General features: G+C 46.6%; 11 protein-coding genes and 1 pseudogene. 9 read left to right on the top strand and 3 right to left on the bottom strand.

The window, feature by feature from the left end:
- Positions 1-206 precede the first annotated feature (206 nt).
- From DWY79_RS13125 to DWY79_RS13115, 3 genes are all read left to right on the top strand, one after another.
- A complete protein-coding gene (locus tag DWY79_RS13125; protein WP_005862085.1) occupies positions 207-791 on the top strand; it encodes a nucleotide exchange factor GrpE in 585 nt (194 codons plus the stop codon).
- 30 nt (positions 792-821) lie between these two features.
- Positions 822-1,976 (top strand): molecular chaperone DnaJ, encoded by a 1,155-nt coding sequence (gene dnaJ / locus DWY79_RS13120; protein WP_005856657.1) that lies wholly within the window; start codon positions 822-824, stop codon positions 1,974-1,976.
- Between the two features lie 140 nt (positions 1,977-2,116).
- Positions 2,117-2,689: a cob(I)yrinic acid a,c-diamide adenosyltransferase gene (locus DWY79_RS13115; RefSeq protein ID WP_008780537.1), complete on the top strand. Its 573-nt coding sequence runs from the start codon at positions 2,117-2,119 to the stop codon at positions 2,687-2,689.
- Here the strand turns inward: DWY79_RS13115 and DWY79_RS13110 are convergent.
- Both DWY79_RS13110 and kbl read right to left on the bottom strand, forming a co-directional pair.
- Complete coding sequence (locus DWY79_RS13110) at positions 2,686-3,531, bottom strand: histidinol-phosphatase (protein WP_005862089.1); 846 nt, start codon at positions 3,529-3,531, stop codon at positions 2,686-2,688. The two genes, DWY79_RS13115 and DWY79_RS13110, sit on opposite strands and share 4 nt — an antisense overlap.
- A gap of 78 nt (positions 3,532-3,609) precedes the next feature.
- A complete protein-coding gene (gene kbl, locus DWY79_RS13105) occupies positions 3,610-4,800 on the bottom strand; it encodes a glycine C-acetyltransferase (protein ID WP_005856664.1) in 1,191 nt (396 codons plus the stop codon).
- A gap of 179 nt (positions 4,801-4,979) precedes the next feature.
- Here kbl and DWY79_RS13100 point away from each other — a divergent pair, with 179 nt between their 5' ends.
- A complete protein-coding gene (locus tag DWY79_RS13100) occupies positions 4,980-5,933 on the top strand; it encodes an NAD-dependent epimerase/dehydratase family protein (protein ID WP_005856666.1) in 954 nt (317 codons plus the stop codon).
- Positions 5,934-6,020: 87 nt separating this feature from the next.
- On the opposite strand, the gene trmD is transcribed toward DWY79_RS13100, so the two are convergent.
- The gene (gene trmD, locus DWY79_RS13095; protein WP_008772076.1) at positions 6,021-6,695 is read right to left on the bottom strand and encodes a tRNA (guanosine(37)-N1)-methyltransferase TrmD; all 675 of its coding nucleotides are present in this window, start codon (positions 6,693-6,695) and stop codon (positions 6,021-6,023) included.
- Between the two features lie 254 nt (positions 6,696-6,949).
- On the opposite strand from trmD, the gene pheT reads away from it, so the two are divergent.
- The 5 genes and pseudogenes from pheT to DWY79_RS13070 all read left to right on the top strand — a co-directional run bounded on the left by pheT (position 6,950) and on the right by DWY79_RS13070 (position 13,703).
- On the top strand, positions 6,950-9,412 hold the full coding sequence (gene pheT, locus DWY79_RS13090) for a phenylalanine--tRNA ligase subunit beta (RefSeq protein WP_122369461.1): 2,463 nt from the start codon (positions 6,950-6,952) through the stop codon (positions 9,410-9,412).
- Positions 9,413-9,451: 39 nt separating this feature from the next.
- A complete protein-coding gene (locus tag DWY79_RS13085; RefSeq protein ID WP_005856672.1) occupies positions 9,452-10,183 on the top strand; it encodes a YebC/PmpR family DNA-binding transcriptional regulator in 732 nt (243 codons plus the stop codon).
- Positions 10,184-10,329: 146 nt separating this feature from the next.
- Positions 10,330-11,069, top strand: a pseudogene (locus tag DWY79_RS13080) (hypothetical protein).
- A 132-nt stretch (positions 11,070-11,201) separates the two neighbouring features.
- The gene (locus DWY79_RS13075) at positions 11,202-12,260 is read left to right on the top strand and encodes a DUF4621 domain-containing protein (RefSeq protein ID WP_022192116.1); all 1,059 of its coding nucleotides are present in this window, start codon (positions 11,202-11,204) and stop codon (positions 12,258-12,260) included.
- Between the two features lie 168 nt (positions 12,261-12,428).
- The gene (locus tag DWY79_RS13070; RefSeq protein ID WP_233563976.1) at positions 12,429-13,703 is read left to right on the top strand and encodes a DUF5723 family protein; all 1,275 of its coding nucleotides are present in this window, start codon (positions 12,429-12,431) and stop codon (positions 13,701-13,703) included.
- Positions 13,704-13,844 lie beyond the last annotated feature (141 nt).

Genomic DNA, 13,844 nt, shown 5'->3' with positions numbered 1-13,844 from the left:
TTTATTTACTCTAAAAATACCTGTTTCGTTTAAAACATAGGCAAAGGTAAAGATATTTTTGATGTGGTGGAATAGTTGGCAATATATTTGCTGCTATAATAGTGTATGAACTTGATATGGATGCTGTGTATATACTTTTTAAGGGTATTTATGTGGTACCGTATTTCGCTTACAATTAGTTAGTAATGAAAAAAATCAGATAGATTATGAGCAAGATGAATCCAAACGAGAAAAAAGAAAACGCTTCAAAAAACGAAAACGTGAATAATGAGGAAGCGACAAATTTGCAGGAAGAACAGTCAAATGCGGCAGATGAAACTGCCGGCTCTGACAATGTGTCGGGCGAGGTGGAAGCCTTGCAAAAGAAATATAACGAATTGAACGATTCCCACCTGCGCTTGATGGCGGAGTTTGACAATTACCGTAAACGTACGATGCGTGAGAAGGCCGATTTGATCAAGACTGGCGGCGAGGGTGCGTTAAAGAACCTTCTTCCTATTATCGACGATTTCGAGCGTGCTTTGCAGAACGTCCGCACGGCTGAGGATGTAGAGGCCGTTAAAGAAGGCGTGGACTTGATTTTCGGTAAGTTCATGGGCTATCTGTCTCAGCAAGGCGTAAAGCCGATCGAGGCCATAGGTAAGCCGTTCAACACGGAGGAGTTTGAGGCTATCGCTACGATTCCCGCTCCGGAACCGGACATGAAGGGCAAGGTATTGGATTGCGTACAAACTGGATATACCTTATTTGACAAGGTAATACGTCACGCTAAAGTAGTAGTGGGAGAATAATCGGAAAATCGGCAAATAACAAATACAAGGATGGCTAAAAGGGATTACTATGAAGTGCTGGGCGTTGAGAAGAATGCATCGGCGGATGAGATAAAGAAAGCGTACCGTAAGAAGGCGATACAATTCCACCCGGATAAGAACCCGGGCGATAAGCAAGCGGAGGAGAACTTTAAGGAGGCGGCAGAGGCATACGACGTGTTGAGCGATCCGCAAAAGCGTCAGCGTTATGACCAATTCGGCCATGCGGGTGTCGGCGGGGCTTCACAAGGTGGCGGCTTCGGTGGTGGTATGTCCATGGAGGATATCTTCTCCCAGTTCGGCGACATCTTTGGTGGACATTTTGGCGGTTTTGGTGGCTTCGGTGGTTTCGGCGGTTCTCGTGGAGGACGCCGTGTGAACCGTGGATCGGACTTGCGTGTGAAGGTGAAGCTGAACCTGAAAGAGATCGCTAACGGCGTGGAAAAGAAGATCAAGGTGAAGAAGTATGTGCCTTGTTCGCATTGTCACGGTAGCGGGGCGGAAGGCTCGGAGGGTGTGAAGACGTGTGATACGTGTAAAGGTAGCGGTGTCGTTACCCGTATCGCCAACACGATCCTTGGGCAGATGCAGACGCAGACGACTTGTCCTACTTGTGGTGGCGAGGGCAAGATCGTTGTCAAGAAATGTACGGAGTGTAACGGTGAGGGCGTCGTTCGCGACGATGAGATTATCACGATCAATATCCCTGCCGGTGTAGCCGAGGGCATGCAGCTCTCCATGAATGGTAAAGGCAACGCCGCACGACATGGTGGAATCAACGGTGACTTATTGATCCTTATCGAGGAGGAACCGCATCCGGAGTTGATTCGTGATGAGAACGATCTGTTATACAACCTGCTATTGAGTGTTCCGCAAGCAGCCTTGGGAGCCACGGTAGAGGTCCCGACCATCGACGGAAAGGCGAAATTGAAGATCGAGCCGGGTACACAGCCGGGTAAGGTGCTTCGTTTGCGTAATAAAGGACTTCCTTCCATCAATAGTTATGGTACGGGCGATTTGTTGGTGAACGTGAGTGTATATATCCCCGAGACTTTGTCGTCTACGGAGAAAGAGACGCTGAACGGATTGGAGAATTCACCGAACTTCCAGCCTAATAAGACGATGAAAGAGAAAATCTTCAGTAAGTTTAAGCACTTCTTTGATTAACGAATAGGAAAGACTACTGTGTTCGTGTGAGAACACTATAGCATTCGTGGATAAACACAGTAGTGTTTGGAAATGAATACTATAGTGTTTATCGCCGGAATACGGTAGTCTTTTTTCATAAGTCCTAAAATGAGTATCCTATGAGAATATATACCCGTGGAGGAGATAAAGGAAAAACCGGCATACATGGCGGTGAGCGTGTCGATAAGGATGACATCCGTATCGAGGCGAATGGGACGTTGGATGAGTTGAACGCCGAGATCGGCATTGTCCGTACGTTGCTGCCTCCCGATCATGAATGGCAGGTGTTGCTGGGTAGGATACAGCGTGAGATGATGGCCGTGATGTCTCATGTGGCGACACCATCGGCGATCCGTGATAAGAATCCGAATCCGCTCCCCGATGATTTGGCCGTCTTTTGTGAGTCCCATATCGATGATCTATCCGCCCAGATGGAGGATAACGGGTATTTTATCCTTCCGGGAGGCACACCTGTTTCGGCGCACCTCCAATTGGCCCGTACGATCACCCGCAGGGCCGAACGCCGCTTGTGGACATTGAATCGGAAAGACCCGGTTCCTGCCGGGATCATGGCGTTCGTGAATCGTTTATCGGATCTGTTCTTTACGATGGCACGTTATGACATGTTTCGTCAAGGGAACGCCGAGGAACGTTGGCAATCTTTCCTGTATAAGCGGAAAAATAAATCCTAGAGGGCGATATCTTGCCATTTGCCTTTCACGAGCTCACGGGTGGACTTGAAGCCGGCTTGCTTCAGCAACTTGAAAGCCTCCTTGCGACCGTCGTTCACCAAATCCGGATAATGGCAATCGGAGTTCACCATGACAGGGATATTCATTTCCCGCATCCGTGATAGGTATTCCACACGGGGGTAAAGCTCTTTTTTCTTGGTCCAGTTCTTGGTGTTGACCTCTACCATCAATCCTTTCTCCTGAACCAGATCCAGACAAGCCTCAAAAGGCTTCCGATACCAATCCTCCTCAAAATTGAAGATCTCGTATTTCTGTCCGTTCATATAGATCTTGTCCATATGCCCGACGATATCGATGCCTCCGGCCTCTATCATTTTCATCGTGGTATCGAAGAAACGCTTGACAAGCAACCGGACATCTCCCTCGAAATGACGCTCCACGGAGTGGGCGTATTCCCTGAATGAGCCGTCTATACAGACCATGTTCTCTTCGACCAGACGCTCTGATACGGGCAAGAAATGGATGGAACCGATCCGGTAGTCCAAAGGCAACTCTTGGAAATAGGGGATCGAGGCGTTATAGGTCTCGTCCAGATAATCAATCTCCAGACCGGCATATATTTCTAGTTGATCGCTGTATTTCTGTTTCAGTCGGTTTATCTCTTGCAGATACTCCGGCATATCGTCTTTAGACATATTCCAGAAGGTCTCGAACGGAAGCGGCGAGTGGGAGGAAAAACCGTACGCACGGAACCCGTGTGTTATGGCGAATCTCACGAAATCCTCCGGAATACTTCTTCCATCACAAAAAGTACAATGACTATGGTAGTTACTGAGTTGCATGATTGTTCTTAGTGATTAAAAAGCCACATCCAGATCATCTTGCCCGGATGTGGCCTTGTATGATGAATGAGAGAGGTGTTATTTGATAACGCCTAGCTCTTTTCCTACCTTGATAAACGCGGCGATAGCCTTGTCCAGATGCTCAGTCTCGTGGCCGGCGGACAATTGTACACGGATACGAGCTTGTCCCTTCGGTACTACCGGGTAATAAAAACCGGTTACGTAAATACCCTCTTCCTGCATCTTGGCGGCGAAATCTTGAGACAACTTAGCGTCGTACAACATAACGGCGCAGATAGCGGATTGAGTCGGCTTGATATCGAAACCGGCTGCCAGCATCTTGTCGCGGAAGTAACTTACGTTGTTCATTAATTTCGTATGTAAAGCGTCGCTCTCCTTCAACATCTTGAACATCTCCAAGCTTGCGCCTACGATGGCCGGAGCTACGGAGTTAGAGAACAAGTAGGGGCGAGAACGCTGGCGTAACATATCGATAATCTCCTTCTTTCCGGTCGTGAAGCCACCCATGGCACCACCGAACGCCTTACCCAGCGTACCCGTGAAGATATCTACACGTCCGTAAACATCAAACTGCTCGGCTACGCCATGACCCGTCGGGCCTACGACACCGGCAGAGTGAGACTCGTCCACCATAACCAATGCGTCATATTTCTCGGCAAGCTCGCAAATCTTGTCCATCGGAGCGACATTGCCGTCCATGGAGAACACGCCGTCCGTGGCGATGATACGGTGACGTTGGGCCTGCGCCTCTTGTAGGCAACGCTCCAAGTCCGCCATATCGGCGTTAGCGTAGCGATAACGTTTAGCCTTGCATAAACGAACACCGTCGATGATAGAGGCGTGGTTCAAGGCATCCGAGATGATAGCGTCTTCCTCGCCGAACAATGGCTCGAACAAACCACCGTTAGCGTCGAAACATGCGGCGTAAAGGATCGTGTCCTCAGTCTTGAAATAGTCGGAGATGGCTGCTTCCAATTGCTTGTGCAAATCCTGCGTTCCACAGATGAAACGAACGGACGACATACCATAACCGTGTGTATCCATGGCTTCTTTCGCGGCCTTGATCAGTCGTTGGTTATCGGACAGGCCAAGATAGTTGTTGGCGCAGAAGTTCAAAACATCACTTCCGGCATTTACTTTGATGTCGGCTCTCTGTGGCGTAGTAATGATACGCTCGTTCTTGTATAAACCAGCGGCTTTGATGCCTTCAAGTTCATTTGTCAAGAATTCTTTAAGTTTTCCGTACATAAAAACTTCGTTTTTTATTAGTATTTAGATGTGAGTAGTAGCTTCGTTGTCAAAGCGACAGACAAAGGTCTGTTTTTTTTTTGAATTTTAATACTAAAAAAGAGAAGAAATTCATGTCTAAACTGTTTTATTCTCTATACCTTTGCCGACGGAAAAAAACTTAAATCTCATTAAACGCGATGAAGAATGTATTAGTAATTGGTTCTACCGGTCAGATCGGATCAGAGTTAACCATGAAATTAAGAAGTATCTACGGTGGGAACATAGTAGCGGGTTATATCCCGGGTGCGGAACCTAAAGGCGAGTTGTTAGAATCGGGACCTTCCGCTATCGTGGATATCACGAACGAGCAGCAGATCGCTGAGACGGTATCAAAATATAATATTGATACGATCTACAACTTGGCGGCTCTTTTGTCGGCTGTAGCAGAGGCTAAACCTCAGTTGGCGTGGAAGATCGGAATGGGGGGCTTGTTCAATGTGCTTGAGGTGGCCCGTGAGATGCACTGCGCCGTATTTACGCCGAGCTCTATTGGCGTTTTCGGTAACAATACCCCGAAAGACAAGACTCCTCAAGATACGATCCGTAATCCTCGTACGATGTACGGCGTGACGAAGGTATCCGGCGAGTTGTTAAGCGATTATTATAATATCCGTTTCGGCGTGGACACACGTTCGGTTCGTTTCCCCGGATTGATCTCTTATGTGACACCTCCGGGTGGTGGTACGACGGATTACGCTGTCGATATTTACTATTCGGCCGCTAAGGGCGAGAAATTCGTTTGCCCGATCGCAGCCGGTACTTTCATGGATATGATGTACATGCCGGACGGCTTGCGTGCCGCTATCGAGATTATGGAGGCGGATTCTACGAAGTTCGTTCATCGCAACTCTTTCAACATTGCGTCGATGAGTTTCGATCCGGAGATCATCTTTAATAATATCAAGAAATATATGCCTGAATTCCAGATGGAGTATGAGGTAGATCCTTTGCGTCAGGCTATCGCCGAGTCGTGGCCGAACTCGTTGGATGATACTTGCGCCCGCCAAGAGTGGGGCTGGAAGCCGGAGTATGATTTGGATGCCATGACAAAAGACATGTTAGCTAAATTGAAAGAACGTTTCAATAAATAAGAGTGATGTTGTAGCCATGATTGTTTGTGGATAGAGGGGCCGGGGTATCATCGGGGGGATGATCCCCGGCCTTGTTTTTTAACGCTGCTATTTCAATAAATCCGGCCGGAGGCGTGCCGTACGCTCTTGTGCTTGTTGCAAGCGCCATTCTTCGATCTTGCGCTGGTGCCCGGATAATAGTACCTCGGGTACTTTCCAACCTTTGTAATCGGCGGGACGTGTATAAACAGGCGGGGCCAGTAAGTCATCTTGGAAGGAGTCGGAGAGGGCGCTTTGCTCGTCGCCGATCGCTCCCGGTATCAAGCGTACCACGGCGTCGGTTATGATAGCGGCGGCCAGCTCTCCTCCGGTAAGGACATAGTCTCCTACGGATATCTCTTTCGTTATCAAATGCTCACGGATACGATAGTCGATCCCTTTATAGTGCCCGCAGAGGATAATCATATTATTTAGTAAAGACATACTGTTGGCCATGGGCTGGTTGAGTGTCTCGCCATCCGGGGAGGTATAGATTACCTCGTCATATTCCCGTTCGCTTTTCAACGCTGAGATCGCCCGGTCTATCGGTTCGATCTGCATCACCATTCCGGCCTCTCCTCCGAACGGATAATCATCCACCCGCCTCCATTTATTAGTGGTGTAATCCCGTAGGTTATGTAAATGAATCTCCGCTAATCCTTTATCTTGCGCCCTCTTGACGATAGAGCAATTAATCATCCCCTCGATCATCTCGGGAAGTACGGTAAGTATATCTATACGCATAAAAAATAGTTGTAACGTTAAAACCTCCCGCAAAGGTACATCTTTATTCTGACTCATCGTAAAGTGAGTCTCTATTATCTATGATTCGCGATAGAAAATTAAGAATGAATGAAACGCATGCGTTGGCGCAGTTAAGAGTTCGTAGAAGTTCATGAGGATATTTTTGTATCGTTTGAATTATTATTCGTACTTTTGTCCGTCAATTCGGCGGCTATCAATAGAGGCCGTCTCTTTAGAGAATAAATTTTATAGTGATGAATATATCTTACAATTGGCTGAAAGAGTATCTTGATTTCGATCTGGAGCCAGAAGAAGTTGCTGCGGCGCTTACCTCTATCGGTTTGGAAACCGGTGGAGTAGAGGAAGTTCAAACCATTAAGGGCGGACTTGAGGGACTGGTTATCGGTGAAGTGTTAACTTGTGAGGAACACCCGAATTCTGACCATTTACATATTACGACCGTAAATGTAGGTGGCGAGGCTCCTTTACAAATCGTATGCGGTGCCCCGAACGTGGCTGCCGGACAGAAAGTGGTCGTAGCCGTGAATGGCACGAAACTGTACGACGGTGACGAATGCTTTACCATCAAGAGATCCAAGATCCGTGGCGTTGAGTCCAACGGTATGATTTGCGCCGAGGACGAGATCGGTATCGGTACCGACCATAACGGTATTATCGTACTTCCCGCCGATGCTGTTGTAGGTACGTTAGCTAAAGATTATTATAATGTAAAGAGCGACTACGTGCTGGAGGTGGATATCACCCCGAACCGTGTAGACGCTACTTCCCATTTCGGTGTCGCCCGTGACTTGGCCGCTTATTTGAAGCAAAACGGCAAGCCCGCCGAATTGAGACGTCCTTCGGTAGACGCTTTCAAGATCGATGACGAGACACCGGGCGTAGAGGTCGTGGTAGAGAATACGGAGGCTTGTCCCCGTTATTCCGGTGTTACGATCAAGGGCGTTACGGTGAAGGAGAGCCCGGAGTGGTTACAAAACCGTTTGCGTGTGATCGGCCTTCGTCCCATCAATAACGTAGTGGATATAACGAACTTTATCCTGCATGAGTTAGGGCAGCCTTTACACTCTTTTGACGCGGGTAAGATCAAAGGAAATAAAGTGATTGTCAAGGCGGCCGAGGCTGGTACGAAATTCGTCACGTTGGATGGCGTGGAGCGTACGTTGACCGATCGTGACTTGATGATTTGTAACGTCGAGGAACCGATGTGTATCGGTGGCGTGTTCGGCGGTTTGGATTCCGGCGTGACGGAGGAGACTACCGACGTATTTTTGGAATCCGCTTGTTTCCATCCGACGTGGATTCGCAAGACCGCCCGTCGTTTTGGCTTGAATACGGACGCTTCTTTCCGCTTCGAGCGTGGTTTGGATCCGAACAATACGATGTATGTATTGAAACGTGCCGCCTTGTTGATACAAGAGTTGGCGGGAGGTAAGATCACGGGTGCTGTACAGGATGTTTATCCTGCCGTGGCGGAACCGTATACGGTTGAGGTGACTTACGAGAAGATCAATACGTTGATCGGTAAGGATATTCCGGTAGAGACCGTGAAAAGTATCTTGGCAAGCCTTGAGATGGAGATCGTATCCGAGACTGCCGAGGGCTTGACTTTGCATGTTCCCGTATATCGTATCGATGTGCAGCGTGATGTAGACGTGATCGAGGACATTCTTCGTATCTACGGATATAATAACGTGGAGTTCAGCGATAACGTGAAGTCCAATTTAAGTTACCAGACTCCTACGGATCGTAGCTGGAAATTGCAGAACTTGATCTCGGAGCAACTTTGCGGTTGTGGTTTCAACGAGATCATGAACAATTCCTTGACACGCTCCGCTTATTATACGGATCTGTCTGTTTATCCGGAAGCGCATTGTGTCATGTTGATGAACCCGTTAAGCGCTGATTTGAACTGCATGCGTCAGACCTTGTTGTTCGGAGGCTTGGAGAGCATCGAGCATAACATGAAGCGTAAGAATGGCAATGTCCGTTTCTATGAGTTCGGTAATTGCTATGATTATAATATCGATAACAAGAAGGAAGATGAGACCTTGGCGCAGTTCAGCGAGGATTACCGTCTAGGCATCTGGGTAGCCGGCAACCGGGTGGAGAACAACTGGGCGCATCCTGACGAGAAATCTTCCGTTTATGAGTTGAAGGCTTACGTAGAGAATATCTTAGCCCGCTTGGGCGTGGATATGAAACGGGTTATTTTCGGTAACTTGACGAATGATATCTATTCTTCGGGCCTAAGCATCACGACCGGTTCCGGACGTCAATTGGGTACGATGGGTATCGTAAGCAAGAAACTTCGTAAGATGCTGGATATCGATATGGAGGTTTATTACGCTGAGTTGTCGTGGACCCAATTGATGAAGGAGATCAAGAAGGCGAAAGTAACCTTCTCCGAGATTTCCAAGTTCCCGGCCGTTAAACGTGACTTGGCGTTGTTGCTTGATAAGAGCGTACAGTTTAGCGAGGTCGAGAAAATCGCTAAGGATAGCGATCGCAAGCTATTGAAGGAAGTATCTCTGTTCGACGTTTACGAGGGCAAGAACCTTCCGGCGGGCAAGAAGTCTTATGCCGTAAGCTTCTTCATGCAAGATGAGAGCAAGACTTTGAACGATAAGCAGATCGACGCTATCATGAAGAAGATCCAGACGAATCTGGAACAAAAGCTAGGTGCTCAATTGAGATAAGAATTTAATTACATAAAATAAAGATAAACTGATAAACATATGGGAAGAGCGTTTGAGTTTCGTAAAGCGAGAAAGTTTAAGCGTTGGGGCAATATGGCCCGTGTATTCACGAAGTTAGGTAAGGAAATCACGATCGCGGCAAAACAAGGTGGGCCGGAGCCCGAGAATAATCCTCGTTTACGTGTGTTGATGCAGAACGCCAAAAAGGAGAATATGCCGAAGGAGAACGTGGAGCGTGCCATTAAACGTGCCGTATCCAAGGATTTCACGGATTATAAGGAGATGAACTATGAGGGATATGGTCCTTTCGGTATCGCTATCTTCGTTGAGACCGCTACGGATAATACGACTCGTACGGTAGCCAACGTTCGTAGTTATTTCAATAAGAACGGTGGTTCTCTGGGAACATCCGGTAGCTTGGAGTTCTTGTTCGATCATAAATGCGTATTCCATATCGCTAAAAAAGAGGATCTTTCTTTAGAAGACCTAGAGTTGGAGTTGATCGACTTCGGTGTAGATGAGGTTGAGGAAGACGAGGACGAGGTTGTTCTTTATGGTGAGTTCGCGCAGAATTCGGCGATCCAGAAATATTTGGAGGAGAATGGTTTCGAGATCTTGAGTAGTGAGTTCGTACGTATTCCGAACGATTTGAAGGAGGTTACTCCGGAACAGCGTGAGTCTATCGAGAAGATTATCGAGAAATTAGAGGAAGACGAAGACGTTCAAAACGTATTCCATAATATGAAGGAAGACGATTCTGAGGAGGAATAACGTACGCTTATACGTAAAATAGTATACTTTATCCGTAAAAAAGCGACATCGAGGCAAATTCGATGTCGCTTTTTCTTTTTTACAACGAATGTTTCATGTTTTTTATTTATTTTTGTGAGTCTAGGGTGAATAACAATTTAACTTATATGGTGAAAATGAAAAGACTATTTCTTCTTTGTGCGTTCGTGAGCATGTTTGCGACGTGTAATTTTATCTCAGCTCAAAAGGAGTTAGGGATTTTCAATTCTGTTTCGGCAGGAGTGGGTGTTGGTTTGACGGGTGTAGATGTGGAGGTCGCTACTCCTATTACGCCTTATCTGGCGTTGAGAGGTGGTCTTACCTTTATGCCGGGTTTCAGCATTAATACGGACGTGGATGTAGATGTTAACGATCTGCGAGCGGGTGTGTATAATGATACATACTCCATGGATGTCAAAGGTAGCTTGAAACGTACTTCCGGACAGTTGTTGGTGAATGTTTACCCGTTTCCTCACGCTTCTTCGTTCTTCGTTGCGGCCGGCGCCTATTTCGGTGGTTCTTCCTTGGTGAAGATAGAAGGGCATAGTGATAAGCTGAAAGACCTGATCGCCCAAGGAGAAAGTGCGGGCATAGTTATCGGTGATTATACGATTCCGGTGGATTGAAAGTGTCCGGTTTTCGTCCTTATCTAGGTCTTGGATTCGGTCGTGCGGTTCCTAAGAAACGGGTTGGCGTGATGTTTGAGCTGGGTGTGCAATTCCATGGCAAACCGGAGGTGTATACGGATTCAGGGGATGTAAAGGACTTGTTGAATGAGATAGACGAGGATGATACCTTTACGAAGATCATGGACAAGCTAACGGTTTATCCGGTCATGAAGATTCGTATTTGCGGAAGAATATTTTGATTGTCAAAGATAGTATAAGCTAAGAGTGGCGTTAATAATACGATGCCACTCCTTTTTTATGGCTAAACTTTCATTTATTTTGTTTATTTTTGCGCGCTGTTAGGGTCATAATTTTGATAAAAATAACTTTATATGAAAAACAAACATTTAGTGATGCTATTGCTATCATCTTGCTGTTTAGCGGCATGTGTGGATAGTAAGTATGATTTAAGCGATGTCAATACGGACGATGCGGTAATGGGTGAGTCTTGGATAGCTCCCCTCGGTACGGGTTATGTAACGTCGGATGACGTTGTGAATGTAGAGAAAGTCCCTTCCATTCGGGAAGTCGACGGGGCTTACGTCATGATCTATGATGGAGAGATGAAGATTAAGGGGAAAAGCTTACGGGCCGCCTCTGATAAAGTGGAGATCGCCTCGGAAGATATAACGACTGGGGATATCGATGGTTTGTTTGATGGCGATTTCGTTTTGGCGTTAACGAATCCCCATATTACATTAAAGTCGAATGTAAAGAATGCCTCTTTGGATTGTAGCTTGTCTATCGAGGCTGAGAACGCAAGTAAAAAGGAGGCTACTTCCTCTGGTTTTACCTTGTCAACGGTGTCTCCTAATATTTGGATCGGCCCTCTTGATCCGAAGACGGATGCTTTTAAGTTTGTCAAGAACGAGAAGTTACCGGGAATCGTACAGATTGTTCCTCAAAAAATACATTTGTCTTTGTCCGCCGATAGCAAACAATGGGCGAACGCTCCTATGGATGCCTTGAGCGAGTTACGCTATGCGGTAGAGCTTCCGTTGACTCCGGCACCGGAATTTAGCGCCGTATCCGTCGAGCGGATCGAGGACGCTTTTGATGAGGATTTCGTAGACTATATTTTCTCGGACGGAAGCGCGAAGATCTATGGAGAGGTTACGAACGAGATGCCGTTCGATATGTCTATCGAGATGGTGATCATGGATGAGAACAATGTACCGGTAGATATCCAATTCCCGGCGCAAGAGGTAAAAGGACAATCCGGAGAGGTTGTCTTCGAGATCACGAAGGAGGATATGCCGAAAATGAAGGACGCACGTCATATAGACCTGAATTTACATTTAACGGGTAGAGATCAAAGCGAGGCTTTGAAGAAAGGCCAGAAAACGACCTTCAACTTGAAACTTAAGAAAGAAGGCGGAATTTCTATTTGATCCCAGTACTAACCATTTAAATTACGAAAAAGAAAGATGAATACTATATATAATATGTATAAGAGAGGTCTGTGCGCTTTATGTTTATTGACCACTGTGGGGATGTCGGTATCCGCCCAGCAAATACGAACTTCTTACTTCATGTAATCCTCTACGGCACGCACGACGATGAATCCGGCGTATCGTCCCGAGAGAGGCTATGTTTCCATTCCGGTATTAGGAGCGGTTGGCGCTTCGTATGGTACGAACGGAATAGCTGTGGATAATTTTATTTATCCGAAGAATGGTGAGACCGTTACGTTCATGGATAACTCCGTGAATACCGAGTCTTTCCTGAATGGCTTGAAGGACGAGAATCAGGTAAACATGGATTTTGGTACGCAGGTTCTATCCGGTGGCTGGTACGCCGGCAAGGGATTCTGGACGGTTGATGTTTCTATCAAGGGATTGGCGAATATTCGTGCTCCGAAGACATTGTTCGAGTTCATGAAAAAGGGTAATGGATCTCAGAGCACGTATGATATCCGTAATATCAGGGCGTATGCCGAGGCTTATTTGGAGACAGGTGTAGGATATTCTCGTCCTATCACGGATAAGTTGACAGTCGGAGGTAAGGTTAAATTGTTATGGGGCGTAGGTTCTATGGACGCTACGATCGATCAGATGCATGCAGAGATGGGAGAGACTAGCTGGAAAGTTACCTCTACCGGTACATTGCAGACGAATATGAAAGGCTTGGTTCCGGAAATGGAAGTAGACGAGCAAGGCCGTGATTATTATAATAGCTTTGATTTCGATTCTCCGGGTCTTAGCGGTTTCGGTATGGGAGTGGACTTGGGTGCTACGTACCAATTGACCGAGAATATCATGTTATCCGCCGCTGTCCTTGATTTAGGTTTTATCAGCTGGAGCAAGGGAGGTAGCACGCTAGGTAAGTTGGATGGAACTTTCGACTTTAACGGCTTTGATCTGGCTATTGGCGAGAATAACGGTGATATACCGAGCATGGGCGATCAGTTTGACGCTATCAAGGAAGATTTCGAGAACTTGCTTCATTTCAAGAAAGAGGGTGAGTCCGGAAGCACTACCCGTCTTCGTTCGACAATCAATATCGGTGGCGAGTACCGTTTACTGGAAAACAAGTTAGGTATCGGTTTATTGTCGAGCACTCGTCTTTATTCCCCGAAAGCCTATACGGAACTGACATTGTCCGGTAATTACCGTCCGGTGAAATGGTTTGAGGCTACGCTGAGCTACTCATTTATCCATAGTAAGTTCAAGACGTATGGTATCGCCTTGAATTTCTCACCGTCTTGGATCAATTTCTTTATCGGATCGGATTATATGTTGACAAAGGTAACTCCACAATGCTTACCGGTCAGCGGTAACGCCATGAATCTTTACATGGGAGTAAGTGTTCCTTTGAAATCATTCGCTAATTAATAGGGAATACTCAGAATAGAGTCTGTATCATAAAGGAAAAGGCTGTCCGGGTTATATACCCAGACAGTCTTTTCTTTTTTATTAGGCTCGTTTTATTAGGTTTTTTATCTTTGTGGACTGATTGAAAGGAAGAAATTGGAT

The organism is Parabacteroides sp. AF27-14, from assembly GCF_003635425.1.
Classification (GTDB): Bacteria; Bacteroidota; Bacteroidia; order Bacteroidales; family Tannerellaceae; genus Parabacteroides; species Parabacteroides distasonis.
This window is presented reverse-complemented; position numbering and strand designations above follow the sequence as displayed.